Consider the following 25,693-nt stretch of genomic DNA (forward strand, 5'->3'; position numbering starts at 1 on the left):
TATATCGCAAGGTGTAGAGGCAATTCATGTAGACGCGGAGCTTTAACTTTTTACAGATGGCTTGAAATCATACACCCATTTGTGAAAATCATTATTAAGACTCATTTGCCGTTCTTGCGTCTGCCCTGTAGATGACGCGAGGTTGTCGTAGTATCGCATCTCGCCTAAGGCACTACGAGCTTGAATGATTTTCGTGCGCTCGATGCGACACTGTTCGTAGCTAGTCAGAGCTGCTTGGAGATTCGCTGAATCAGAAAAACACTCTCGCAGTTGGTATGCATCTTCAAAAGTGGTATTGGCTCCTTGTCCCATAGCAGGAGCCATTGGATGGGCGGCATCGCCTAAGAGCGTGACTCTGCCTTGACTCCAGCGACTTAACGGCGAGCGATGCCTACGGCGGGCTACGCCTACGCAAATCGGTCCTTCCCAAATTTGCTCGGCTGGTGTCGCTTCTACCACCGCTCGAAAGGATTCATCCCAATCGGCTAATTCATGGAGAATACGAGACTTCACCTCATCAGCACTGTGAGAAAGGGAGTATTCAGGCGAGAATTTCCGACTAATCCAACTGGTATAGCCGCCGCCCACATTAAGAAGATACATAAACTGTTTATTGCCTTTGACAAAAACTAGTTCATAGTCATTAAATAGCTCGTGGCGATACTTGATGACGGCACGCCAACACATACTACCAATATAATTAGGCTTACCCTCGCCAAATAAAGTTTCTCGGATGACAGAGTTGACGCCATCAGCCCCAATCAGCAAATCTGTATGTACTGATTTTTCACCGTCAAAATGAATTTCCACACCGTTTTCATCTTGCTCAAAACCGATGCAGCGATGATTGAGGTGAATGATATCAGATGGTAATCTTGATGCTAAGACTTGCTGTAGACGATACCACCAAATAGTCAACAATGGTTGTCCGTATTGCTCTAAATATTTAGTTGCGTTAGTTCGGATTGTTTCTCCTTGAATATTCTTTAAAACCGTGTGGTGAACTTCGCATCCTGAACTTTTGAGCGATTCGACAATTCCCGGCGCGTTGGCGCAGCCAGCCGTAGGCATCGCATCTAAGGAATTCAAGCCATTGGGGGCAAGTCCGAGTCCAGTTCCAGCCGGACGAAATTCTTGAGCTTTTTCGTATACTTGAACGTCTATCCCTTGGCTTCTCAGTGCTATGGCAGCAGCTAAACCACCTAGGCCAGCACCGACAATAGCAACTTTCTCTACTATAGGTTTGGATGATTTCTCAGTTAGATTTGTGTTCATCTTTCTCAGGGGAATAGGGAATAGGGAACTCTTAACTGGGGAAAGAAACAATATTAATTTACGATTACTGCTGGTAATAAAAACTACACGCTCTCAGAATTATTTGCGAATCTGACAACCTCGAATAAATACCATTACGTCAATTTTGGCAATAAATTGACTAAATTTGACTTTTAAATTTCATAAACTTACTGTAACAGAACTAAGCTTGCTGTATCATTCTTATATTCAAAAAAGATTGTGAAGAGGTGTTGGGATGAAATTTAAATCAGCTTCTATATGTATCGGTTTAAGCCTGCTAAGTTTTTCAGTCAGTTCATTGCCACGTTTTGTAAACTCACCACAAGTCCTCGCCCAAGATGTTAGCGCTTCATGTCCTCTAGAATATGAAGTTGCGATTACTTTTCTGAATTCTAAATGTCAGGAAGTAAAAATAGAACAGCCTCAGACTTTTTATCGCTACTATAGTAACAGTGGAAATAAATACGGCAGGTATTTAACAGCGGACAAATATAAAACAAATGTAGAAGTCATCAAGAATCTCGCTCTAAATCAAGCATGGGGCAATCAAGCCACTATGATAGAAAAAATAACTTTGCCAGCCGGAACGATAACTTATCAAGGCATTGTTGGTCCTCAAGCACCTGCGGAATGCTATCCAGGTGGTGGTCAACAGACATTTATTAAAGATTCAAAAGATCCAAATATCAAGTGGTCTGATGGAGAAAATATCGTTGCAGAAAAGTTTAATTGTCCGTAAAAATCATGGGAACCAAAACAGAAGAATTTATCAAGCTGATCGATCGAGCCTCTGAGATTGCTGAACAGATGCTAAAAGATAAAAAACCTGAGCTTTCAGCACAGATAAATAGTGCGATCGCATCCTTACAATCGATTAAAAACCAGACATTGAATGATAAACTTGAACCATCAGGAGGAACTTCAACCCTTGGTCTAGCTCATGGTGTGGCGGATTGGATTGAGCCGTTGGATTCGCCATTATTAAAAGCTGTCGGTGCAATTGAGGAATATTACCAAAAACAACTCTAAATTTTTGGTAACACGATATTAAGAATTGACATCCTCACCGCCGTGAACGCACGGTGATTCTGGAGTAATGAGTAATGAGTAATGAGTAATGAGTAAATACCCATTTTTCATCCACTCATTACTCATTACTTTAAAGCCGTGCTTCTAGCACGGGGCTTTAAACCAAATTTTTCGGTAAAAAGTAAAAATATTAATAAACTTCTTTGTTTATTTTAACTTTTTACTTGTTCAAGCCCATAAATAAATTTATGGGGATTATTAATTTTGAATTTTGAATTCGGAGCGAAGCGACGTGACCCAGGAATTGAAAATATTGGGTTTAGAGGAAGTAGAATTATCTTTGAATATCAATAATGTTTCCTACACCCTAAAGCTAGAACCTCGTGTTACTTTACTGGATGCAATACGCGAAAAGCTGGGTTTGATGGGCACTAAAAAAGCTTGCGATCGCGGTGAATGTGGTGCATGTACTGTATTAGTTGATAATCGGCGAATCAACTCTTGTATGACTCTAGCCATAATGCACATTGGGAGTAAAATTACCACAATTGAGGGATTAGCACAAGATGGCAAACTTCATCCCATGCAAACAGCTTTTATTACCCATGATGCTTTTCAATGTGGTTACTGCACATCGGGTCAAATTGTCTCAGCCGTAGGGATGATATTGGAAGAACTACCAAAATCTGAGGTGGAAATTCGAGAAAAAATGAGTGGAAACCTCTGCCGTTGTGGAGCATATCCAAATATTATCGCAGCGATTCAGGATGTGCTAGAGGAAACAGAAAATGCAGCCATTTAGTTATGCTAAAGTTACCTCAAAAGAAGTAGCGATCGCAACAGTTGAGCAAGACAAAACTGCTGCATTTATTGCTGGTGGCACAGATTTACTCGGATTAATGAAAGATGGTGTCCAAACAGCGAATATATTAATTGATATTAATGGTTTGCCTCTAGCAGATATTCAATTTCAGCCTGATGGAATCCGCATTGGTGCAATCTCTCGTATGAGCGATGTGGCTTTTCATCCCCAAATTCAAGAATTGTATCCAGTAATTAGCCAAGCTTTATTACAAAGTGCTTCACCGCAACTAAGAAATATGGCAACAGTGGGCGGTAATTTACTGCAACGAGTCCGCTGTGGTTACTTTCGCGATCCGGTTTTTCCTTGTAATAAACATACTCCCGGTATCGGTTGTTCGGCAATTACAGGTTACAATCGAATGCACGCTATTTTCGGAGCGAGTGAACATTGTATTGCCGTTCATCCCTCAGATTTAGCTGTAGCCTTAACAGCATTAGATACGGTGATTTGCATCCAAGGGATAGAAAAAAATAGGCGAATTTCAATTCATGATTTTTATCTCTTACCAGGTGAGACGCCACAAAAAGAAACTATATTACAGCCGGGAGAATTAATTGTTGCGATTGAAGTGGCTAATTCTGCCTATAAATCCCATTATTTAAAAGTTAGAGATCGTGCTTCCTACGAATTTGCTCTCGTTTCCGTAGCTGTTACTTTAGATATAGAACAAAATATCATCAAATCAGCGCGCATCGCCTTGGGGGGAGTAGCACCTAAACCTTGGCGTGCATGGGAAGCTGAGGAGTTATTAAAAGGGAAAGTAATTAACGAAGCTATCTTTACAGTCGCAGCCGAAGCAGCCGTCAAAGAAGCGAAACCGCAAACACACAATGAATTCAAAATTGAATTAGTCAAACGCGCTTTGGTACGCGCACTCTCAGTTGTGGCAGAAAAATTATGAATAAAATTATCGGTAAACCACTCGATCGCGTTGATGGTAGGCTGAAAGTTACCGGAGAAGCACCTTACACAGCCGATGTGCCAATAGAGAATTTAACCTATGGAGTGATTTTTCAAAGTGCGATCGCTAGCGGTAAAATTATTCAAATAGACACATCCGCCGCCGCAGTCGCCCCTGGTGTGATCGATGTTATTACTTACCAACAAACTCCATCTCTGATAAAAATACCCTTCTTTGGCCCTCAACAACCCCAGACAACCGAAAAAGACCATAATATCTACTACGATGGTCAACATTTGGGGATTGTAATTGCCGAAACTTTAGAACAAGCCCAAGCTGCTGCCTCTAAGATAAAAATTATCTACGCAGAAGCCATTCCAACGCTCACAATGGCACGTGCAGAGATATTTGAACCCGAATCAATATTTTTTGGCATGATGCCGGGTAAAATCACCAGAGGGGACGTTGAATTGGGGAAAGCCCAGGCAGATGTGTTGGTGGAGCAAGTATATACCACACCAATAGAACATCATAATCCCCTAGAACCTTCTGCAACGATCGCAATATGGGAAGGGGATAATTTGACATTGTATGAAACCACTCAAGGCGTTTCTGCAACCCAAAGAGCGATCGCATCTGTTCTGAATATTCCTCAAGAAAATGTCCGCGTCATCTCCAAATATTTAGGCGGTGGATTTGGTTGTAAGGCACTGCTGCGATCGCATACAATCTTAGCTGCCATCGCATCTCGTCAAGTCAAGCGCCCCGTGAAAGTCGTGCTAACGCGATCGCAAATGTACACTGCTTGCGGGCATAGATCCCAAACTCAGCAGCAGCTAACGTTAGGTGCAACCAAAGAAGGTAAACTAACCCTGATCAATCACATTGGCACATCCTTAACTTCCCTCTTCGATGACTTTGTAGAACCTGTGGGTACAGCCACAATAATGATGTACGCCTGTCCCAATTTGGAAGTTAAATACCGTTTAGCACGCATCAACGTCGGTACACCAACCTTCATGCGTGGGCCAGGAGAAGCCACGGGAATGTTTGCCCTAGAGTCGGCAATGGATGAACTGGCATACACCTTAAATATTGACCCAATAGAACTAAGACTAAAAAATCATGCAGATATCGATCCCCACAAAGGATTACCTTGGTCAAGTAAATCCCTAAAAGAATGTTACCAAAAAGGGGCAGAAATTTTTGGTTGGTCACAACGCAACCCAGTTCCCCGTTCCATGCGGGATAATCATTTTCGGATTGGTTGGGGAATGGCAAGTGCAACATTTCCCACCAACGTTCAAACAGCATCGGTAAGGGTAGAAATTTTTGCCACCGGAGAAGTGAAAGTACAAAGTGGTACTCAAGACATCGGTACTGGCACGTATACAGTAATGACGCAGGTAGCCGCTGAAGTATTAGGCTTACCAGTACAGTTTGAATTAGGTGATAGCAATCTTCCCAAAGCCCCGATTACAGGAAACTCAATTACCGTTGCTAGTGTTTCGCCGGCGGTGCATAAAGCTGCGATCGCTGCACGGGATAGAATAATTAAAATGGCGATCGCAGATGCAAATTCTCTGCTTTATGGATCTCAAGCAGAAGATATTACCGTTGAGTCAGGGCAAATATTTTTAAAACAAGATCCATCAAAGCGAGACAGCTACACCGATATTCTCCGCCGTCATGGATTAGAAAGTTTAGAAGTTACAGAAGAATCTTCACTCAATCCAGAAAGCCAACAATACGCCAAACACTCATTTGGTGCAACATTTGTCGAAGTTGCAGTCGATGAGTTATTGGGAGAAATCAAAGTTAGACGTTGCGTAGGCGTTTATGGTGCTGGACGAATTCTCAACTTTAAGACAGCGCGGAGTCAAGTTATCGGCGGCATTACCTGGGGAATCGGTATGGCGCTGATGGAAAAAACTGTAATGGATATCAATCAGGGCAGAATAGTTGGTGCTAACCTTTCAGATTACCTGATTCCGGTTCATGCAGATATTCCCAATATGGAAGTGCAATTTGTTGAAGAACACGATGCTTATGTGAATACACTAGGAACCAAAAGCTTAGGGGAACTTCCGATTGTTGGGGTAGCTGCTGCCATATCTAATGCAGTTTATCATGCCACAGGTAAGCGGATTCGTGACCTACCGATTACGCCAGATAAGCTGCTTTGAAAAAGATTATACCAATATAATCTAAAATCCAAAATCCAAAATAGTATTACTTCTTCAATGCCAGAGTTAAACCATCTGCGATCGCAACTAAACTGAGACTAACTCGCTCATCTTGATGCAGCTTTTGATTAAAAGCACGAATTCTTTTAGTTCTATTATCCTGCACTTGGGGGTCAGCAACCCTACCTGACCAGAGGACATTATCGATGGCAATCAATCCCCCCGGACGTACTAATTGCAGCGATCGCTCATAATAATCATCATAGTTCCTCTTATCTGCATCAATGAAAGCAAAATCAAAAGTTTCCGCTTCTCCAGTTGCCAGTAGCCGATCCAAAGTCTCCAAAGCTGGGGCAATATGCAGTTGAATTTTATCCCTCACTCCAGCTTCTTGCCAATAGCGTCGAGCGATCGTTGTAAACTCCTCACTAATATCACAGGCTACCACCTTACCGTCCCTCGGTAACGCCAATGCCACCACCAAGGAACTATAACCTGTAAATACCCCAATATCCAAAGTTTTCTTCGCTCCCAACAACTGCACCAGTAACGCCAAAAACTGCCCCTGTTCGGGAGCAATTTGCATTCTCCCTATTGGATACTCGGCTGTTTCCTGTCTTAATTGAGTTAAAATTTCTGGTTCTCGCAGAGAGACTGACAGCAAATAATCATACAGGTGTTGTTCGAGTCCTAATGTTTTAGTTGTCATAAAATTGGGCATTGATAATAGGAGACGAGTCTTTTTTGCTCGTAAATGATTTTTTAAAAGTCAAAATTATATTTAAATGCAACTCAGTATGATAAACAAGGAACTAAAAAATAAAAAAATCTCCAATTAACTCTTGTGGGGTGGGCATCTTGCCCGCCCAGTCTGTATGGCGGGCAGGATACCCACCACACAATATTGGATAATTTATTTCTTGGAGTTCCCCAAAGCAATGTCTACGATGGGCTGCGCCTACGCTCAGGATATTTTAAATCATGCCAAACCTTAAAGAAAATGATAACGCCCTGCGTGAGGTGTTGATTCAAGCAAAAACCATCGCTGTTGTCGGTCACTCTGATAAACGCGATCGCACCAGTTATCAAATCGCCCAATTCTTGAGGCAAACAGGCTATACAGTCTATGCCGTCAACCCTCTAATTAAAGAAATTGACGGTCAAGCCAGTTATGCTGCACTCCAGGAATTACCCGAACCTGTGGATATTATTAACGTGTTTCGCCGTTCTGAGTACTTGCCAGAAATTGTAGATGAAGCAATTTCTATCAATGCGAAAACTGTCTGGACACAACTGGGTATCTGGCATCAACTATCAGCACAAAAAGCTATAGATGCAGGACTCAATGTAGTTATGGATGCTTGTATCAAAATTGAATATTTGCGGTTGAGAGTGGGTTCATTAAGGAATGACTAGTATCGCAAGACAGAATTCAAAATTAATACAGTGTAAGCATTTCATTGATTTTGAATGGGTGGTTTATTTCCGCCGTGTGTACTAGTTTTTATGCGTATAAATAAATTTAACAATCATGTAGATTATAAATTATTGTGCAAAAAACGTAGTTTACCGCCGTAGGCATCGCACAAACATTTTATGTGTAGAGATATTGCATACCAAGTCTTTGTTTGAGTTACTTGCTTAAACCCTTCTAGAATAAAAACTATTGTGGGTATTTTATTACTAAAGTTGTTTTTATTGTGGGAGGTTATGATGAGCCGTCCAATCATTCTTGGTATTGTCGGCGACAGTGCGGCTGGTAAAACAACACTAACGCGAGGAATCGCTCAAGTACTCGGCCCAGAAAATGTCACGCTCATTTGTACAGATGATTATCACCGTTACGATCGCCAACAACGTGCAGAAATTGGTATCACTGCCCTCCACCCTGACTGCAACTACTTAGATGTTATGCAGCAACATCTATCGTTGCTACGTACAGGACAGCCAATTCTAAAGCCAGTTTACAGCCATAAAACTGGTACATTCGAGCCACCGCAGTATATCAAGCCCAGTAAATTTGTAATTATTGAGGGATTACTCGGTTATTCTACTCGTGCCGCCCGTGACTCTTACGACGTAAAAGTTTACCTTGCACCGCCTGAAGAACTACGCGCTAAATGGAAAGTCAAGCGAGACACGCAAAAGCGCGGCTACACTGCGGAACAAGTGCTAGCGGAACTAGAAAAACGTGAACCAGACTCAGCACAATTTATTCGTCCGCAGCGACAATGGTCTGATATAGTCATTAGTTTCTATCCACCCGCCGAGAATGACGATGAAATCAATGGACATCTAAATGTCCGTCTGGTATTACGTCCGACAATTCCCCACCCAGATTTTACCGAGATTATCAACTCTGGCTATGGTAATTCTGACTCAGCAATCCGCTTGGGGCTAGACAGAGATATGAGTAAACCTGTCGATGTCTTAGAAGTTGATGGTCATGCCACCTTAGAACAGGTGAATAAATTAGAGCATATTATTTGTTCTGATATGCCCCACTTACGAAGTATTTGCGATCGCGAAAGTAATCCCGAACTGGGTAAAATTGCTGGTACAACTGGAGAAACACTGCAAAGTTATCCTCTCGCACTCACCCAGCTAATTATTACCTACCACATGCTGAAAGCAACTCAAATTTATCAGTAATCAGCGAAGATAAAGGGGTTTAATGGGTTTGTGTAGAGGCAAACCCGCTTGTTGTCAGACTTAGTTAACTTATTTTTAGTGTTCCCTTTGAAAGTTGCAAATGAAATTACCCACACAAACTTACCAAGCTTAAAGATTTTCTCAAATAAAGATGATTTTAAGAGCAAACGAGGGATAACTAAGAATAGTTTTATGTCTGGTGCTATTTTCTTAGTTTAATATGACCTATTGCCTCAGAATTGCCGACCTACCTACAAATGAGCGTCCGCGTGAACGATTAATGACGCATGGAGCCAAAATTTTAGCGACAGCAGAGTTAATCGCAATTCTTCTAGGCACCGGTCAAGGGCCGGGAAAACTATCTGCTGTCGGTTTGGGGCAATATATTTTGAGCGAATTAGGCAAACATCAACGCGATCCTTTGGTAGTTCTGCGAGAAGTTAGCCCCGCAGAGTTGATGCAAATTTCTGGTGTTGGCCCAGCAAAGGCGACAAGTATCTTAGCAGCAATTGAATTAGGTAAACGCGCCTTTCAATCTCGTCCAAACGATCGCACATTAATTGATAGCCCACTTGCTGCTGCTGCTACCCTCAGCCAAGATTTGATGTGGCAGACACAAGAACGTTTTGCAGTGGTGCTGTTAGATGTCAAAAATCGTTTGCTGGGTACGCAAGTAATTACCATTGGCACTGCAACTGAAACCCTCGCCTCTCCCCGTGATATTTTTCGAGAAGTTATTCGTCAAGGCGCAACACGGGCAATAGTTGCCCACAACCATCCTTCTGGGAACCTTGAACCCAGCCAGGAAGATATAGAATTGACGCGTCAGTTATTAGCAGGGGCGCAGCTTTTGGGCATTCCGGTACTAGATCATCTGATTTTGGGCAATGGCAATCATCAGAGTTTACGGGAAATAACAACCTTGTGGGATGAACATCCGCAAGGGGATTAAAATAATTCGTAATTTGTAATTAAAGACTCGTGAGAATTGCAATCCGTAGAAACAATAACCCCCAATACGATTCGGTTAAGGTTTTTTGAGGGTAAAATTTAATTACTCAATAATGCGGAACTAAGTGCGATCGCTCTTGATAACTCCCAAAACAGAAGATTAGCCACTTTAGATATCAGTTTCTTTTGCAAATATAGCGGTTTTCAATTGCATGGAATACAGACCTAACCCCGCTTCCCTTCAAGGGAAAGGAGATTCAAAGCCTCGAAAATACTCGCTACCGCTCCGCTATCGCGGACTCGCTTGCCGTCGGCGCTATCACCCACTCGTACAGAATTCATACTGAATTCTGACTCCTGAGTTCTGAATTCTTCTTATAAAACAAAAAACCGGATAAACACCCGGTTTCTGACAACATTAAAATCCTCAGTTTTTAGGAGCATAGCAGCGCTATGCCCCTATTTATTAGCTGTAAATATTAAACTTTAGCAGCTGCTTTGGTAACAACGTTGAGTTCACCTTTAGCATACTTAGCAGCAAAATCTTCCAAAGAAATTTGCTTAATCTTGCTGGCGTTACCAGCAGTACCAAATTGCTGATAGCGTTCAGCACAAACCTTCTGCATGTATGTAATCGAAGGCTTGAGGAAGTGACGGGGGTCAAACTCCTCTGGTTTTTTAGCCAAAGCTTCACGGACAGCAGCAGTAATAGCCAAACGGTTGTCGGTGTCAATATTTACCTTACGTACACCACTCTTAATACCTTTTTGAATTTCTTCTACAGGTACACCATAGGTTTCAGGAATTGCACCACCATATTGATTAATCAGTGCTAGCAAATCTTCAGGTACAGAAGAAGAACCGTGCATTACCAGGTGGGTGTTAGGCAGACGGCGATGAATTTCTTCAATGCGGCTGATTGCCAAAATTTCACCTGTCGGCTTGCGGGTAAACTTGTAAGCACCGTGGCTAGTGCCAATGGCAACAGCCAAAGCATCTACTTGGGTTGCTTCTACGAAGTCAACAGCTTCATCGGGGTCGGTTAGCAATTGAGAGTGGTCGAGTGTACCTTCAAACCCGTGACCATCTTCAGCTTCACCAGCACCAGTTTCTAGAGAACCCAAACAACCGAGTTCACCTTCAACGCTGACACCCAAAGCATGAGCTACATTTACAACTTCGCGGGTAACATTGACGTTGTATTCAAAGCTAGCGGGGGTTTTCGCATCAGCTTCTAAAGAACCATCCATCATCACGCTGGTGAAGTTGTTCTTAATTGCTGAGTAGCAGGTAGCAGGCGCATTCCCATGATCTTGGTGCATGACAATGGGAATGTGAGGATAGGTTTCTACCGCAGCCAAAATCAGATGGCGCAAGAAGTTTTCGCCAGCATAATTACGAGCGCCGCGTGAAGCTTGCAAAATTACGGGGCTATCTGTCTCGACAGCAGCCTTCAGGATTGCCTGAATCTGCTCCAAATTGTTAACGTTGAAAGCTGGGATGCCGTAACCGTTTTCAGCTGCGTGATCCAACAGCAGCCGCAGTGGTACAAGCGCCATAGATAGTCCTCCTAATGTGGTTGTCAGCTAATCGGTCTGAGAGAAGCGTAATCATTACGCTAAATCTTAAGAGTTTTTTCAACTTATAGGAAATTATAACTAGTGTCGTGTGCCTATGTTGAAAAAGTTTACGTCATAGTTAATATAAAAAAGTCCTATACACGCTCCCTACTGCTGTACTATGTCTCATACACGCTCCCTACTGCTGTACATTTAGCTACCCTATAACTAGTAGCTTTGGTAGCCCAGTATCCCAAATGCTTTTTACTAAAATTATAAATGAGGAGCGATCGCCCCTTTATTTAATCCAATAAGCTTCTATATGGGTCGCCCGGGATTCGAACCCGGAACTAATCGGTTAAAAGCCGAGTACTCTACCGTTGAGTTAGCGACCCTTTCGCTGCATTTCGCAACTTTGCCATCATAGCACAAACATCTGTAGATTTGTAAAGGGGTTTAGAAAAAATTTGCCGTTAACCTTACAGATGCAGTGTGGCTAGCTCCTGGTGCTAACACAGTCAGGTTATCACCAGTATTGAGAGAGTTACGAGTGGCACTCCACGGCTCTAGACAGTAGAATTCTTTGCCTTTGACTGTCCAAAATACCAGGTAGGTGGAGAAATCATCATAATCCAAGTTGAGTTTTAACTTTCGGCTGCGATCTATCGCAGTGGCCGATTGACTCGTTAGCTGTCCAAAGGCAAAATCAATTTCATCACGGCTAAAGTCAAAATTGCCGTCAAAGGAGTGAAATTCTTTAGTTTGATTGTCTTGATACTGCTGAGAGGGAATTTCAAGCTCTAGCTGAGTTTTATCACCACATAGAAAGTACGGATGGAAACCAGCCGAAAAGGGCATTGGTGTGGATGACAAGTTTTTATACTGCTGGCGGACTTCTAAGGTATTACCTTGAAGTTCGTAGGTGAAAGCCAGTTGAAAATCAAAAGGATAAACAGCCTTAGTTTGCTCATTGCTATTCAGAACGATAGTGAGACTAGCTTGATCTTTAGTTTTTTGCTCTGTTGCTAACCACGGCAATTCACGAGCAAAACCGTGTTGCTTGAGTGTATATTTTTGACCATTATGAGTGTAAGTATTATCTGGTAGATTGCCACAAATAGGAAATAAAATTGGATTCCCACCTCTGACACTCAACTCAGGATTAGTAAAGCGTTCAGTATCCAGATAGAAAATTTCTTGCCCTTGAATGCGCCAACGAGTGATGATACCACCCCGTTCGGGTACGACTTCCAACTGAGAACCAGCGGCTTCATCAGAAAGAATATAGGTCTTGTACTGTTGCTGTTGAACTGCAATGCTAAACACAAATTTAGTCCTAATTGGGGATTGGGGATTAGGGATTGGGGATTAGGGATTGGGGATTAGGGATTAGGGATTGGGGATTAGGGATTGGGGATTAAAATAACTCTTTCCCAGTACCCAGTCCTCAGTACCCAGTCCCCAATCCCCAGTCCCCAGTCCCCAATTCCCAAAATTTACTCGTCTTCTGCAAACACGAAACGATATAACTCGCTGGGGTCTGGTTCAGGGCTGCTTTCGGCGAACTTAACTGCCTCGTCGATTACATCCTGAATTTTACGGTCAATGGCTTTGATTTCTCCCTCATCCGCCAGATTTTGCTCCAGCAAATAAGCTGCTAACTTCTTAATAGGGTCACGGGCGAACCAAAATTCTTTCTCCGCTTTGCTTCGCATTTCATCTGGATCTGCCAAGGAGTGACCCCGGAAGCGGTAGGTAAGTGCTTCAATTAATGTTGGGCCTTCACCTGCACGGGCACGGGCTACAGCTTCTTGTGCGACGGCTCTTACTGCTAGTACATCCATACCATCGACTTCCACGCCCACCATGTTAAACACACTGGCTTTTTTATAAATCTCTGGCTGGGAAGTGGCTCGTTCGTGAGACATCCCAATAGCCCACTTATTATTTTCGACCACAAACAGAATTGGCAGTTTCCACAGGGCTGCCATATTTAACGTCTCGAAAAACTGACCGTTGTTAGCTGCACCGTCGCCAAAAAAGCAAGCTGTAACTTGGTCAGCACTTTCATCTCCTAGCACTTCGCGGCGGTATTTGCTTTGAAAAGCCGCTCCAGCAGCTACAGGAATTCCCTCAGCCACAAAAGCGTAGCCACCGAGCAAGCGATGTTCGGCAGAAAACATGTGCATGGAACCACCGCGCCCTTTGCTGCAACCTGTGGCTTTGCCAAATAATTCTGCCATTACCTCTCTTGCTGGTACACCCGCACTTAGAGCATGAACGTGGTCGCGGTAAGTACTACAAACGTAATCTTCACCTGGTCGCATTGACTGGACAACACCACTGCAAACGGCTTCTTGACCGTTGTACAAATGGACAAAACCAAACATTTTGCCCCTGTAGTACATTTCAGCGCACTTGTCTTCAAACAGGCGTCCTAATACCATGTCCTCATACAACCGTAACCCTTCTTCCTTCGTAATGTGCGTAGTAGCAGGATTAAATGTGGGTAAAGTACGCTCTTGAACCATTATTTTTGAGTATCCCTGTTGTACAACTTAAAGTTACAGTCTTAAAATAAGTTGGTCTGATAACAACTCAGCTTTTAACAGGCTAGCGTTTGCAAGACTCAACAATCAAACTTTATTTATGCACCAAAAAAGGGTCTTAGGGAATAGCTGGAGTTTTAATTTTTGATTTTTAACTTTTCAGCCCATGCCCCGTGAGGATTTGACTCTAACGGCAATATTTACCGTTTTGGGTTTTTCTCTCTCACCTAAACAGTGCTGTTAGCAGATAGCTAAGGTTTAGCCCGTGCTGAGTAACGAGTGCTGAGTAAAAAGATTCATAAGTATTATGTCTTACTCAGAACTCAGAACTCAGAATTCAGAATTCAAAACTCAGCACTCCTAAATATTCCCCTTCATAGACTAGCAATCAAGATAGGTTGCTTTCTGCATATCCATTAACAATTTAAAAAAAAGAAGCAAAAGTCTTTGTACCCAAATTGGTAATTGTAATTAAAAGTTAATTATGATATGATTTGCTTCTCCTGTTATCAGGGTCTAATCCTCAATAGTGGTATTTTTGCTACCCTCTACTGGGAAAGTCCCGAAAAAATCAATTATCAATAGATTCTTGCAACCACAACATTTATGCCGTGATTAAAAGCGGTAGTTGTGGTTTGTGATATCGAAGGCTGATAATAGTTGTGTTAAACAAAAATACTAAGAAATAAGACAAAAAATTGAGGCTTTCTAGGCGAAAACAAAAAATTAGTACTAGAATGTGACTCAAAATTTCGAGAAGGTACAAAACAAGTTGTTGCAATATACACTTGTAGAGTAAATTCTATACGGCACTGTTATGGCACGGTTTTACAGGCCTGGAACGCTCTAGGTGAATTATGTTGATCACGGTGCAGGGGAAGTAGGCTGTGCGAATTCCGCTAGATTACTACCGAATTTTAGGACTACCGTTAGCGGCAAGTGAAGAACAATTGCGGCAGGCATACAGCGATCGCATTGTACAATTGCCTCGACGTGAGTATTCTCAGGCAGCAATTTCTTCTCGTAAACAACTCATAGAAGAAGCTTACGTGGTTTTATCAGATCCAAAACAACGCAGTACCTACGATCAGCTTTATCTTGCTCACGCCTATGACCCTGATAACCTTGCTGCTGCCGCAGTAGCACTGGAAAATCGTCCAGAAAGCACCAAACGGGGTAGTGACATCCAAAGTCTGGGGATCGAAATTACCCAAGATGAATTAGTTGGCGCTTTATTAATTTTGCAGGAGTTGGGGGAATACGAACTTGTACTCAAACTAGGTCGTCCGTACCTAGTAAATAAAAATGGTGCTACAAGTGCAAGAAAAAGCAATAATTTAGCAGACGAAGAAATACACGAAAGTGCTGAACATCCCGATGTTGTTCTCACTGTTGCCCTTGCTTGTCTAGAATTAGGTCGCGAACAGTGGCAACAAGGTCACTACGAAAATGCCGCCATATCCTTAGAAACTGGTCAAGAACTGTTAGTACGCGAAGGGTTGTTCACCAGTGTCCAGGCGGAAATTCAGGCGGATCTTTACAAATTGCGGCCATATCGAATTTTGGAGTTGTTGGCACTACCTCAAGAGAAAACTGCCGAACGCAGCCAAGGTTTAGAATTATTACAAAATCTCTTAGAAGATCGTGGCGGAATTGATGGCACGAACAATGATGACTCTGGTTTAAATATAGATGACTTTCTGCGTTTTATCCAGCAGTTACGCAACCACTTAACAGTCGCAGAACAGCACAAGTTATTTGAAGCCCAAAGCAAACGTAATTCTGCTGTTGCCACTTACTTAGCTGTTTATGCCTTGATAGCACGGGGATTTGCTCAACGGCAACCGGCTTTAATTCGTCAAGCAAGGCAAATGCTCATACGTCTGGGTAAGCGCCAAGATGTCCATTTAGAACAGTCGCTATGTGCTTTACTCTTAGGACAAACTGAAGAAGCAACCCGTGTTTTAGAACTTAGTCAAGAGTACGAAGCTTTAGCTTTTATTCGCGAAAAATCTCAAGACTCTCCAGATTTGTTACCAGGGCTGTGTTTATATGCAGAACAGTGGTTGCAACACGAAGTATTTCCCCATTTTCGAGATTTAGCAAACCAGCAAGCTTTTCTAAAAGATTACTTTGCTAACCAACAGGTACAAGCTTATTTAGAAGCACTGCCAACGGATGCAGAAACAACTAATGAATGGGCTGTAATTAACCCCCAATATTTTACCAAGCCGCAGACCAATAATTCGCCTTTCCCTAATAATTCAACTAGGAATTCCGGGAAATTTAATCACAACAGAATACCTGACCTAGATTTGCCAGAAACACCTGAATATTCAAATTTCTCACCACCTCCTATATGGAGTTCATCAGAGAGTGTAAAATCAGAGGTTCCTGCTGCTGAACGGATGAGTAGAGGCACAAAGGAGCATTTGAACGGTTCAGCTAAAAGTGCTACACCCAATCATAATCAAAAGCGTCGCCGGAGAAAACCGACTCCATCTGCTAGCCGAGTACGCGTACCAGATAATCGTCCTCATTCGCGTCGTCCCCGGCGGCGGCGAACCTTTGCTAACACCATCGAAGGGAAAACACGGCTGGTATGGAGAGTATTTATTTCTTTGGTGAGTCTATTAGTTTTCTGGGTGTTAGCCACAACAACTTTTGGATGGTTAAAAAATCTGTTTTTTCCTACACGAACTCCACCTGTTTCACAATTGTTTATACAAATAAATGAACCACCAACACTTATTCCCCCTCCAGGTAGTAAACCACAACCAACAGATGGCCCTTTAACAGATGCAACGGCAGAAGAAGTTATTCAGAATTGGCTATCTACCAAAGCCGAAGCTTTAGGGCCGAATCATAATATCAATAATTTAGAGAATATTTTAACTGGTTCCGCTTTGTCTCAATGGCGGCTGATTGCTCAACAAGATAAGACAGACAACCGCTACCGCAAGTACGATCATAGTATGAAGGTGGAATCTGTAGAGAAAATTGAGTTATTTGCAGATCGTGCCGCAGTGGTAGCTACGGTGAAGGAAGCGACACAGTTATATGAAAATGGTCAGTTTCAAAAGTCTTCTAACGAGAATTTGCGAGTTAGATATGATTTGATTCGAGAACGAGGTAAATGGCGTATTCAGAGTGCATCTGTTGTGAATCAGATAATTAGATAAATTTGAGTTCTTAGGCAATGTCTACAGTACGCTTACTGTCATATTTTCTATCCTCATGACTTAAGGTGATGACTCTACTAATTGAATATCCACAAACGGAGTTAGTATCTCTCCAGTCCAAATATTTTGTAATATTGTTTGTAATATTATTGGTTCAATCCAGTTATTATATTCCTCCATACCTTCACGAGAATTACGATACTTGAAGTGAAATTGATATAAACCTGGATACACTGGGCGAAAAACATAAATATCATCAAATGGAAACGGGATGTTAAAAGTTAGCTTTCGGTCACGCTTTTTCTTTCGGTTCTGTATCCAAAAAAGAAAGGCATCACAAACAAAAGTTACTGATTTTCCTGGCGCTACCAACATATAATCAGATTCAATTGGTGGGTTAATTCGTTCAGAGTGCAAACCTGTTACCATCACTTGACCATCTGGTGCTATCATTTCTGGAAATATCGAATAAACATTGGATGAAAAGTAAAAGGGTTTTTGCGTATTATTGGTAATCCGAATACCAAGCTGTATAGAAGTAAAAACACCACGCCTGGCTTCAGGGATGGTTACAGCACTTGCCGATACTACAGTTTCAAACCTGACATTATCTACTTCAATGGCGGTAATTTCATTCGATTCCAAAGATGCCATGTTCGTTACTATTTTTATTCCAAATTTTCATACGCTGTTCAATTTATTGGTGCATGGTGTTAGACTATGCAGTAGAAAAGTAAGCTGTTCCACAAATAAACTTGCATAAACTGGGCGGGCAGGATGCCCACCCCACAAGAGTTATATTTATTTAATTCGATTATGTAAATTCGATGTTTTTTAGCATAGATACACTGGACACGACTGCTAGATAATTTGCATTTACTCTTCAAGAAGCATTTATTGAATGAGTTAAATATAATATATTGAGTTGTGGTTAATTATTATTTTTGATAGTTTGTCCATACGAAAACCGCTAAAAATTTCAATTCAAAATTCCCTAGAACTTTCCAATACAGCTAGTAAATTTTTCAACATCAAATAAGCAGAAGTCCCTCCTGGGTCTGGATGTCCAATACTCCGTTCACCCAAGTAGCTAGCCCGTCCCTTTTTCGCCTGCATTGGTATAGTTTCCTGCAACCCATTTTGGGCTGCTGCTACAGCCTCTTGCATAGCTTCCAGTGTCCCCTTATTTTCTTCTACAGCTTGCCTAAAAGCGGCTACAGCAGGAGATAGCACATCAATCATCGTTTTGTCTCCTAGTTGCGCTTTACCGCGTTGTCGCACACCGTCTAAGCCTGCTTGGAGTAGTCCTAAAATATCTTGTTCTGTTAATTCTTGTTTACCAACTACTGCTGTACTGGCTCGTAAAAACCAGGTGCCATAAAGAGGGCCACTAGCACCGCCAATGCAAGAAATTAAGGTCATACTCACAGCTTTGAGAATGCTGGCGATGTCTTTGTCTGTAAGAGTTGGTAACTGAGCGCTTACCTTTTTGAAGCCGCGATCCATATTGATTCCGTGGTCAGCATCTCCGATCGCAGCGTCTAATTCTGTCAAATATGCTTTATTCTGCTCTATCTCGGTTGCATAAGCCTGCAACCATTGCAATATCTGCGTTTGACTCAACATAATTTGTAATGACGCTCCTACGTTGCTACCGCTACGCTAACGTAATTATGAAATTCCCCAGCGCCAACTTGGCGTTTTTACTGGTGCGTCCCATAGCCGGATCATCTCATCATCTAATTTCAGCAGGGTAATGGAACAACCTTGCATTTCTAGAGATGTGATGTAAGGGCCTATCAAGTTTCGCACAATTTGCAATCCTTGCTGTTCGCAGATTTGGGCGAGTTTGCGATAAACAAGATACAGTTCGGAAATCGGGGTTCCACCCATACTATTGACAAAAGCTAACAAGCGATCGCCTTTGGTAAATGGGAGATTTGTTAGTTCTAAATCTACCCATTCTTCTTTGTCTTCATCCCACTCGCGGAGTATGCGGCTGTATGCTGTATCTTCAAGGAGCGATCGCGTCAAAATTTCGGTAATCTCGTCTACTGGTTTGATGGCTGTACGCTCTGTTCCTGGCTCACCGTGAATACCGATACCTAATTCGATTTCGCGATCGCTCAATTCAAATGTCGGCGTTCCATTAGCCGGGACTGTACAGGATGTTAGAGCAATTCCCATACTCCGCCCATTCAGATTTACCCGGCGACACAAATTCGCTATTTGTGGCAAATCATACCCAGCCTCAGCCGCCGCGCCACAAATTTTTTCCGCCAGGATTGTTGTTCCGACACCCCGCCGTCCTTGGGTATAAAGACTATCTTTCACTGCTACATCGTCATCAATCAAAATATTTAGCGATCGAATGCCTTCACTACGGGCTAACTCCGTTGCCATCTCAAAGTTCATGACATCGCCACTGTAATTTTTGACGATATAAAGGATACCTGAACCTCCATCTACAAGCTTTGCGGCTTCTAGCATTTGGTCGGGAGTTGGTGAAGTGAAAACCTCGCCAGGACAAGCTGCATCCAGCATTCCTTTGCCCACGAAGCCAGCGTGCATTGGTTCATGTCCACTGCCACCACCAGAAATAATTGCTACCTTACCCTGTATTGGTGCATCGGCTCGATAGACAAAAGTCGGATCGTAGTTCAGTTTAATTAAATCAGAATGAGCCGCCGCCATACCTTCTAGACTTTCCCGCACAAAGTCTTCCGGCTTGTTGATCAGCTTTTTCATAATCCGTGTTTGGTTAAAAGGGTGGTAAAACCCAGGTTATAGCGATCGCTGGTTTGTATGCAATATAGTTTGACCTCTCTCTAAATCTCTCTCCTAAAAGGAGAGAGACTTTGACTTTTACCGCTTTTCGCGTTGGGAAGGGGGTTAGGTTTTTTTAGATAACGTGAAAAGTCAGTTATTTTTTAATGTCAATCCAAAGATTCCATTAACTCAATACACTTGTGCATCTGCTGGCGAACCGTTTCTCGATCGGCATGAAACCTTCGTCCATGACCTGGTAGCACCCATTCAAAAGAGTAATTAGCCAAATTACGCATTGATTTAGTCTGTTCTGACCAAGAATACCAGCAGAAACCGTGGAATGCAGCCAGTTGGTGCAAGCTTTCTGACCAAGCGAGATGGTCGCCAGTGAAGAGAAACTTATTTTTATAAAGTAGGACTGTTTGTCCTTTGGTGTGACCGGGAACTGGAATAATTAATAAATCTGGAGTCAAGGCAAATGGTTCAGAACCAGTTAGCTGTATTTCCACATTGCGAGTATCCGCAGTAATATCATCAGTATGGAGGATGCGATCGCACTGAAAATGCTCGGCAAACTTTTGATGATCTGCCACATCATCCTTATGAGTTAGATACATATAACGAATTGGCCCCAGTTCTTCTAAACGCTTAACTAAAGGCGGCGTAAACCGGGGAGAATCCACCAAAATATTACCTTCTGGAAGTTGAATTAAATAGCTAGCAGCACCGTAAGATTTTTCAGAATGATAGCCACAGTGGTAAACATTTTCTGCTACTAATATGGGAAACTTTTCTTGAGCAACTTTGATATCTTTTGGTTTCTCAACTGTGCCAATAGAACTAGTAGGACAAGCTAAAAGTGCTTCAAGTGCTGCTAATCTTTCCGCCTCGTTGGTTGGTTGATGATAAACCGCCGACTGTTCATCAACACGAGAAAAAACTTCAGGAGTCATCCAGCGACAGGTATCACAATCAATACAGGTAGTATCTACATAAAAATCGCCGTTGACATTTTGGGGACGACGCTGATTTAAATGAGCCATATTAATCCTTTTGCTTTCAGCTGCTTACTGGGAAGCGATAAACTCTATATCACTACGCTAGCAAAAGTAACTTGAGACTGGAGACGCCACTAGAAGTAAATCTGCTCGATACAGCACTTACAGCAGCTATGAGGTACATTCTCAAATCTAAAAGCTTTGATAGGAGAGGACGAGGAGAAAAACTGTATTGCATAATAGCCGGAAGCGCTGTAATGAGCGTCATTTTCAATGGGAATAGGCATTAAGCAAAATAACCTTCTCTTTCCTTGCCATTTTTATCCGTGTAATTCGCTTTAAACGGCTTACTAACTAAGTAGAGTCCAACCTTACTGCAACCGCCTCCTTGTACTTTCCGCCATTGAATTTCCTGCTCTGTTTTTCCAGAGTTAATTAAGCATTTTTTCCCGTGCAACATGGTTGTGAGAAGGCTGGGAATAGGTTGAAATCGCAATCCTCTATCTGTGTTAACGCGCACAGGTGTTTCCCGCTTGATGGGTTGCCACTCCCAATCTGGCGGTATTACAGCTATCCTTTCAAGGAAGCGATCGCATTTGGATAATTTTACCCTTTACTGCAAATCCAGCGAATACTTACTTAAGTATTAATCAATATATTATACTGATTATTATTGCTATAAAAATGGCTTCTGCAAGCCATTTAAGTTCTTCAGAAGCCATTATACTTATATTTTTTAAGCATGAAATTATACTATTCTACAGTAACACTTTTAGCAAGGTTACGAGGTTGATCGACATCTAAACCGCGACGGGCGGCAATATGATAAGCCAATAATTGCAAAGGAACTACTGTCAGAATCGGAGAAAGTAATTCTTCCACATGAGAGACGGGAAGAAGATCGTTAAAGATTTCCGCAGCTTCGCCATCGTTGACGGGAGTCACGCCGATTAACCGAGAATCTCTGGCTTTGGCTTCTTGAGCATTAGAAATAACTTTTTCGTAAACACTACCAGGGATTGCGATCGCCACCACAGGTACTTTCGCATCTAAAAGTGCAATGGGCCCGTGTTTCATTTCTCCAGCCGGATATCCTTCGGCGTGAATATAGCTGATTTCTTTTAATTTCAATGCCCCTTCTAAAGCAATAGGAAAGTTAATTCCTCTTCCTATAAAAATGAAATCTTGGGTTTCGGCGAATTCGTGGGCTAACTGTTCGGTTAAACGTTCCTGACTTTCCAAAGTTGCCTCAATTTCTTTGGGAATCTGCCGCAACCCACTAATAATTTGATCTAATGTATCTTTTGAAACTGTCTGACGACGAGCCGCTAAATCCAATGCCAAAGCATAAAATGACATCAGTTGGGCGGTAAAAGTTTTCGTTGCTGCTACCCCAATTTCAATTCCCGCTAGGGTACTGATAACGTGCGGCACTAAATGACCAAGGCTACTTTCGGGGCGATTGGTAATACCCAGTAGTCGCGCTTGATATTTGGGTTCTTTCCCCTGCCGACGTTCTTTTTCCATCGTCAAAGCTGCTAAGGTATCAGCAGTTTCGCCCGATTGGGTAACACCGATAATCAACGTGTTAGCCGTCACGGGTGATGGTGCATAGCGATACTCAGAAGCATAATGTACTTGAGTGGAAATTCCTGCTAATTGTTCGAGTAAATATTTTCCGATTAATGCTGCGTGCCAACTAGTACCACAGGCGAGGATCTGAATTTGTTCTAAATCGTTGTAGAAATCTCCAGGTAAACCAAGATTGATTGGCGATTCGGTAGATTCGGCTGGATTAAAGTAAGCGTCTAAACTAGCTCTTACTACCCCTGGTTGCTCATGGATTTCTTTGAGCATGAAGTGTTTGAAGCCCTGCTTTTCAACCATTGCCGGATTGTAGTTGAGCAGTCGGGGTTGTTTTTTCAACCTGTCGCCAGCAAAATTGTAAATCTCAACGCCCAAAGGAGTGAGGCGGGCAATTTCGCCATTTTCTAAAGGTAGCACCGCACGGGTGTAGGCAACGATCGCAGGCGTATCAGAGGCACAAAAGAATTCCCCTTGCCCAAAACCAATTACCAAAGGCGCTTGCTGGCGGACAACAATCAATTCATCGGGGAAATCAGCAGAAACAACTGCAAGTGCAAACGCTCCTTTTAGGTGGTTAACAGCTTGGCGAATTGCTTCTAGGAAGGGAGATGAGGAAGATGAGGGGGAAAGATTCTTTAAAAATTCGGCTATTAAATGGGGAATAACTTCGGTATCGGTTTCAGAAAGAAATATGTGTCCTTTGGCTTTGAGTTCCTCGCGTAACTCGCGGTAGTTTTCGATAATGCCATTTTGCACAACCGCCACTCGCTTTGCCGTATCCAAATGGGGATGGGCGTTGTACTCTTCTGGTTTACCATGAGTTGCCCAGCGTGTATGACCAATACCAATTTGGGCAGGAGTTTCTATTTGTTCGAGCTTAGAACGCAGGTTATGGAGTTTGCCCTTTGCCCGCACACAATTTACCTCACCTTCCCAAATAGTGGCGATTCCAGCAGAATCATAGCCCCTGTACTCTAGTTTTTCCAGCCCAGCCAGTAAAATCTCTGTCGCCGCTTGAGTGCCTATATATCCAACAATTCCGCACATTGTTCACACCACTTTTTTTTCAGGATGATTAAATCCAGTATAGTAGGTAGCATAAAGTGGACGTTTTGCAAAGAAAAAAGGGAGTAAATACTCCCTCTACCACTAGGTATTGTTATGGATTTTAGGGTTTTACAACTGATTAACCGTCAGGTTAAAAGCTGACGGGAAAAATACGGCTTCTAGGATTTAGATACCCAGAGATTATATCCCCAATCTAAAATTACGATTTCGTAAAGCGGGCAGTGTCCACTGTACGATGCTTGCTAAAAGTGCTTCCTGATTGAGACACTTAAAAGTCTTGAGTGCCAAGTTCCGAGTTCCAAGTTCCGAGTAAAGAACCAAAAAATTGTATTTCTGATTTACTTCTTTTTATCTCAGCACTTAGGACTCAGCACTCAGCACTCCGATCAGCACTCAGCTTTTTAGTAAGCTAGACCCAAACTGCGAGTTGTTTCAGCGCCCAGGTAAACCCGGATGCTCAAAAAGTCGGTGGGACAAGCGGTTTCGCAACGCTTACAGCCTACACAGTCTTCTGTACGGGGTGAAGAGGCAATTTGAGCAGCTTTACAGCCATCCCAAGGAACCATCTCAAGTACATCAGTAGGGCAAGCGCGGACGCATTGGGTGCAGCCAATGCAGGTATCGTAGATTTTTACGGAATGAGACATTGAATAAACGGCTCCTTTCGAGTGTTCTTCTCTGCGAAAGAATCATAATCAACGCATAGTCTACCGCAGTGGTTGATAGGCCGTAATCAAAAGGCTACATAACTTCAAACAATGTAATAAGTACTCAAGATATTTGTTTTTACGAGATTGTCCCTATTGACTGATTAATCAGCAACATCATCAGAACGTATTTACACTATTGCTTTACCAGAATGTGGTAAAAAGATAAAGATACATGAAATAAAAGTCAATCTATTAAAGATCGTATCGCAGGTTATATAACCGAAATTTGTAACAAATAGTCAAGGGGTATTGTGATTAGAATAAGTAGCGATCGCGTTAATGAGTGCGATCGCAGTTTTCCCTCAAACATCGCTGTGTATCTACCCTATTGCGCTAAAGTTGCATAAGAACGTGCATCTAAAGGCAGGAGGAAAGAATTGTGAAAGCAGTCTTGATGACAGCAGCAGGCAGTCCCGAAGTTCTGCAAATACAGGATGTACCAAACCCTGCTGTTCCTGTTGAGAATACTGAACTTTTAGTACGTTTAGTAGCGGCTGGCATTAACCCCATTGACACTAAACTTCGTAGTCGAGGTACTTTCTACCCCGATCGCACGCCAACAATTTTAGGATGTGATGGTGCGGGTATTGTCGAGGCGGTGGGTGCTGGCGTTCAGCGTTTTCGCCCAGGCGACGAGGTATATTTTTGCTATGGTGGCTTAGGCGCACACCAAGGCAATTACGCTGAATATACCGTTTTGGATGAGCGGTTTGTCGCACGTAAACCCGCGTCTATCTCCTTTGCCGAAGCAGCAGCAGCGCCTTTGGCGTTAATCACTGCCTGGGAAGCTCTATATGAACGGGGACGCTTGTCACCTGGGGAAAGGGTTTTGATTCATGCGGGTGCTGGTGGTGTCGGCCATGTAGCAATTCAATTGGCGAAACTCAAAGGTGCTACTGTTTCCACTACAGTGGGTTCTGAAGAAAAAGCTAATTTCGTCAAAGAACTCGGTGCCGATCATGTAATTTTTTACAAACAAACCGACTTTGTGCAAGCGATATTAGATTGGACAGGCGGCGAAGGTGTAGACTTAGCTTTTGATACCGTAGGCGGCGAAACCTTTCACAAAACTTTCCCCGCAGTGCGAGTCTATGGCGATATTGTGACGATTCTGGAACCAGATGCCAATACTATTTGGAAAACTGCGAGACTACGCAATCTCCGCATTGGTTTAGAATTAATGTTGACACCAGCGTTGCTAGGATTAGAAGAGAGTCTCCAGCATCATGCAGAAATTCTCGAACAATCTGCCACTTGGATCGATGAGGGCAAGTTAAAAATCCATGTTAGCCACAAGTTTCCTTTAAAAGAAGCGGCTAAGGCACACCAACTGATTGAAAGCGGGTCTGTAGCGGGTAAAATTGTTCTGCTAATTAGCAATGAATGATCGA

22 protein-coding genes and 1 tRNA gene are annotated in these 25,693 nt (G+C 42.6%); 10 read left to right on the plus strand and 13 right to left on the minus strand.

Going from position 1 to position 25,693, the window contains the following annotated elements; translation table 11 throughout:
* Positions 1–42 precede the first annotated feature (42 nt).
* The gene (locus V7L31_RS12165) at positions 43–1,275 is read right to left on the minus strand and encodes an FAD-dependent oxidoreductase (protein WP_334696456.1); all 1,233 of its coding nucleotides are present in this window, start codon (positions 1,273–1,275) and stop codon (positions 43–45) included.
* Between the two features lie 256 nt (positions 1,276–1,531).
* Here V7L31_RS12165 and V7L31_RS12170 point away from each other — a divergent pair, with 256 nt between their 5' ends.
* The 5 genes from V7L31_RS12170 (at position 1,532) to V7L31_RS12190 (ending at position 6,277) form a co-directional block, all read left to right on the plus strand.
* Positions 1,532–2,035: a hypothetical protein gene (locus V7L31_RS12170; RefSeq protein WP_334696457.1), complete on the plus strand. Its 504-nt coding sequence runs from the start codon at positions 1,532–1,534 to the stop codon at positions 2,033–2,035.
* A gap of 5 nt (positions 2,036–2,040) precedes the next feature.
* Entirely contained in the window at positions 2,041–2,325 is a 285-nt protein-coding gene (locus V7L31_RS12175; RefSeq protein WP_334696458.1) for a hypothetical protein, read from the plus strand.
* 292 nt (positions 2,326–2,617) lie between these two features.
* Positions 2,618–3,127 carry a (2Fe-2S)-binding protein gene (locus tag V7L31_RS12180; RefSeq protein WP_334696459.1) on the plus strand — a complete coding sequence of 170 codons (510 nt, stop codon included), beginning with the start codon at positions 2,618–2,620 and terminating at the stop codon, positions 3,125–3,127.
* Positions 3,114–4,091, plus strand: a complete 978-nt coding sequence (locus V7L31_RS12185; protein ID WP_334696460.1) for an FAD binding domain-containing protein — start codon at positions 3,114–3,116, stop codon at positions 4,089–4,091. The genes V7L31_RS12180 and V7L31_RS12185 overlap by 14 nt, the downstream gene beginning before the upstream one ends.
* On the plus strand, positions 4,088–6,277 hold the full coding sequence (locus tag V7L31_RS12190; RefSeq protein WP_334696461.1) for a xanthine dehydrogenase family protein molybdopterin-binding subunit: 2,190 nt from the start codon (positions 4,088–4,090) through the stop codon (positions 6,275–6,277). Before V7L31_RS12185 ends, V7L31_RS12190 begins: the two co-directional genes overlap by 4 nt.
* A gap of 46 nt (positions 6,278–6,323) precedes the next feature.
* On the opposite strand, the gene V7L31_RS12195 is transcribed toward V7L31_RS12190, so the two are convergent.
* Positions 6,324–6,986, minus strand: coding sequence for a class I SAM-dependent methyltransferase (locus V7L31_RS12195; RefSeq protein WP_334696462.1), 663 nt, complete (start codon positions 6,984–6,986; stop codon positions 6,324–6,326).
* A 272-nt stretch (positions 6,987–7,258) separates the two neighbouring features.
* Between V7L31_RS12195 and V7L31_RS12200 the strand changes: the two genes are divergently transcribed.
* The 3 genes from V7L31_RS12200 (at position 7,259) to radC (ending at position 9,881) form a co-directional block, all read left to right on the plus strand.
* Positions 7,259–7,693, plus strand: coding sequence for a CoA-binding protein (locus V7L31_RS12200; protein ID WP_334696463.1), 435 nt, complete (start codon positions 7,259–7,261; stop codon positions 7,691–7,693).
* Positions 7,694–7,990: 297 nt separating this feature from the next.
* Positions 7,991–8,929 (plus strand): phosphoribulokinase, encoded by a 939-nt coding sequence (locus V7L31_RS12205; RefSeq protein ID WP_334696517.1) that lies wholly within the window; start codon positions 7,991–7,993, stop codon positions 8,927–8,929.
* Positions 8,930–9,149: 220 nt separating this feature from the next.
* Positions 9,150–9,881: a RadC family protein gene (gene radC, locus V7L31_RS12210; protein WP_334696464.1), complete on the plus strand. Its 732-nt coding sequence runs from the start codon at positions 9,150–9,152 to the stop codon at positions 9,879–9,881.
* Positions 9,882–10,359: 478 nt separating this feature from the next.
* On the opposite strand, the gene fba is transcribed toward radC, so the two are convergent.
* From fba to pdhA, 4 genes are all read right to left on the minus strand, one after another.
* Positions 10,360–11,439, minus strand: coding sequence for a class II fructose-bisphosphate aldolase (gene fba / locus V7L31_RS12215; protein ID WP_100898838.1), 1,080 nt, complete (start codon positions 11,437–11,439; stop codon positions 10,360–10,362).
* A 323-nt stretch (positions 11,440–11,762) separates the two neighbouring features.
* A tRNA-Lys gene (locus tag V7L31_RS12220) sits at positions 11,763–11,834 on the minus strand.
* A gap of 61 nt (positions 11,835–11,895) precedes the next feature.
* The gene (locus tag V7L31_RS12225; RefSeq protein WP_334696465.1) at positions 11,896–12,765 is read right to left on the minus strand and encodes an aldose epimerase family protein; all 870 of its coding nucleotides are present in this window, start codon (positions 12,763–12,765) and stop codon (positions 11,896–11,898) included.
* 170 nt (positions 12,766–12,935) lie between these two features.
* A complete protein-coding gene (pdhA, locus tag V7L31_RS12230) occupies positions 12,936–13,970 on the minus strand; it encodes a pyruvate dehydrogenase (acetyl-transferring) E1 component subunit alpha (protein WP_334696466.1) in 1,035 nt (344 codons plus the stop codon).
* A gap of 905 nt (positions 13,971–14,875) precedes the next feature.
* Here pdhA and V7L31_RS12235 point away from each other — a divergent pair.
* Positions 14,876–17,170, plus strand: a complete 2,295-nt coding sequence (locus V7L31_RS12235; protein ID WP_334696467.1) for an IMS domain-containing protein — start codon at positions 14,876–14,878, stop codon at positions 17,168–17,170.
* Positions 17,171–17,230: 60 nt separating this feature from the next.
* Here V7L31_RS12235 and V7L31_RS12240 read toward each other — a convergent pair whose 3' ends face one another.
* From V7L31_RS12240 to psaC, 7 genes are all read right to left on the minus strand, one after another.
* A complete protein-coding gene (locus V7L31_RS12240; RefSeq protein WP_334696468.1) occupies positions 17,231–17,824 on the minus strand; it encodes a hypothetical protein in 594 nt (197 codons plus the stop codon).
* 330 nt (positions 17,825–18,154) lie between these two features.
* Positions 18,155–18,796 (minus strand): dihydroxyacetone kinase subunit DhaL, encoded by a 642-nt coding sequence (dhaL, locus tag V7L31_RS12245; RefSeq protein WP_334696469.1) that lies wholly within the window; start codon positions 18,794–18,796, stop codon positions 18,155–18,157.
* Positions 18,797–18,841: 45 nt separating this feature from the next.
* Positions 18,842–19,918, minus strand: a complete 1,077-nt coding sequence (dhaK, locus tag V7L31_RS12250) for a dihydroxyacetone kinase subunit DhaK (RefSeq protein ID WP_334696470.1) — start codon at positions 19,916–19,918, stop codon at positions 18,842–18,844.
* 188 nt (positions 19,919–20,106) lie between these two features.
* Complete coding sequence (locus V7L31_RS12255; protein WP_334696471.1) at positions 20,107–20,982, minus strand: MBL fold metallo-hydrolase; 876 nt, start codon at positions 20,980–20,982, stop codon at positions 20,107–20,109.
* A 241-nt stretch (positions 20,983–21,223) separates the two neighbouring features.
* Positions 21,224–21,457, minus strand: coding sequence for a hypothetical protein (locus V7L31_RS12260; protein ID WP_334696472.1), 234 nt, complete (start codon positions 21,455–21,457; stop codon positions 21,224–21,226).
* A 233-nt stretch (positions 21,458–21,690) separates the two neighbouring features.
* A complete protein-coding gene (gene glmS, locus V7L31_RS12265) occupies positions 21,691–23,571 on the minus strand; it encodes a glutamine--fructose-6-phosphate transaminase (isomerizing) (RefSeq protein ID WP_334696473.1) in 1,881 nt (626 codons plus the stop codon).
* Between the two features lie 422 nt (positions 23,572–23,993).
* Complete coding sequence (gene psaC / locus V7L31_RS12270; protein WP_334696474.1) at positions 23,994–24,239, minus strand: photosystem I iron-sulfur center protein PsaC; 246 nt, start codon at positions 24,237–24,239, stop codon at positions 23,994–23,996.
* A gap of 442 nt (positions 24,240–24,681) precedes the next feature.
* Here psaC and V7L31_RS12275 point away from each other — a divergent pair, with 442 nt between their 5' ends.
* On the plus strand, positions 24,682–25,689 hold the full coding sequence (locus tag V7L31_RS12275) for a zinc-dependent alcohol dehydrogenase family protein (RefSeq protein WP_334696475.1): 1,008 nt from the start codon (positions 24,682–24,684) through the stop codon (positions 25,687–25,689).
* The last annotated feature ends 4 nt before the right edge of the window (positions 25,690–25,693 follow it).

This window comes from Nostoc sp. (assembly GCF_036916655.1).
GTDB lineage: Bacteria > Cyanobacteriota > Cyanobacteriia > Cyanobacteriales > Nostocaceae > Nostoc.

Bases quoted from the DNA above. Each gene is read 5' to 3' on its own strand.
- V7L31_RS12205 (WP_334696517.1), top strand. From the start codon at position 7,991: ATGAGCCGTCCAATCATTCTTGGTATTGTCGGCGACAGTGCGGCTGGT.
- V7L31_RS12165 (WP_334696456.1), bottom strand. From the start codon at position 1,275: ATGAACACAAATCTAACTGAGAAATCATCCAAACCTATAGTAGAGAAA.
- V7L31_RS12200 (WP_334696463.1), top strand. From the start codon at position 7,259: ATGCCAAACCTTAAAGAAAATGATAACGCCCTGCGTGAGGTGTTGATT.
- psaC (WP_334696474.1), bottom strand. From the start codon at position 24,239: ATGTCTCATTCCGTAAAAATCTACGATACCTGCATTGGCTGCACCCAA.
- V7L31_RS12175 (WP_334696458.1), top strand. From the start codon at position 2,041: ATGGGAACCAAAACAGAAGAATTTATCAAGCTGATCGATCGAGCCTCT.
- V7L31_RS12195 (WP_334696462.1), bottom strand. From the start codon at position 6,986: ATGACAACTAAAACATTAGGACTCGAACAACACCTGTATGATTATTTG.
- V7L31_RS12170 (WP_334696457.1), top strand. From the start codon at position 1,532: ATGAAATTTAAATCAGCTTCTATATGTATCGGTTTAAGCCTGCTAAGT.
- V7L31_RS12190 (WP_334696461.1), top strand. From the start codon at position 4,088: ATGAATAAAATTATCGGTAAACCACTCGATCGCGTTGATGGTAGGCTG.
- V7L31_RS12185 (WP_334696460.1), top strand. From the start codon at position 3,114: ATGCAGCCATTTAGTTATGCTAAAGTTACCTCAAAAGAAGTAGCGATC.
- pdhA (WP_334696466.1), bottom strand. From the start codon at position 13,970: ATGGTTCAAGAGCGTACTTTACCCACATTTAATCCTGCTACTACGCAC.
- V7L31_RS12240 (WP_334696468.1), bottom strand. From the start codon at position 17,824: ATGGCATCTTTGGAATCGAATGAAATTACCGCCATTGAAGTAGATAAT.
- radC (WP_334696464.1), top strand. From the start codon at position 9,150: ATGACCTATTGCCTCAGAATTGCCGACCTACCTACAAATGAGCGTCCG.
- V7L31_RS12255 (WP_334696471.1), bottom strand. From the start codon at position 20,982: ATGGCTCATTTAAATCAGCGTCGTCCCCAAAATGTCAACGGCGATTTT.
- dhaL (WP_334696469.1), bottom strand. From the start codon at position 18,796: ATGTTGAGTCAAACGCAGATATTGCAATGGTTGCAGGCTTATGCAACC.
- fba (WP_100898838.1), bottom strand. From the start codon at position 11,439: ATGGCGCTTGTACCACTGCGGCTGCTGTTGGATCACGCAGCTGAAAAC.
- dhaK (WP_334696470.1), bottom strand. From the start codon at position 19,918: ATGAAAAAGCTGATCAACAAGCCGGAAGACTTTGTGCGGGAAAGTCTA.
- glmS (WP_334696473.1), bottom strand. From the start codon at position 23,571: ATGTGCGGAATTGTTGGATATATAGGCACTCAAGCGGCGACAGAGATT.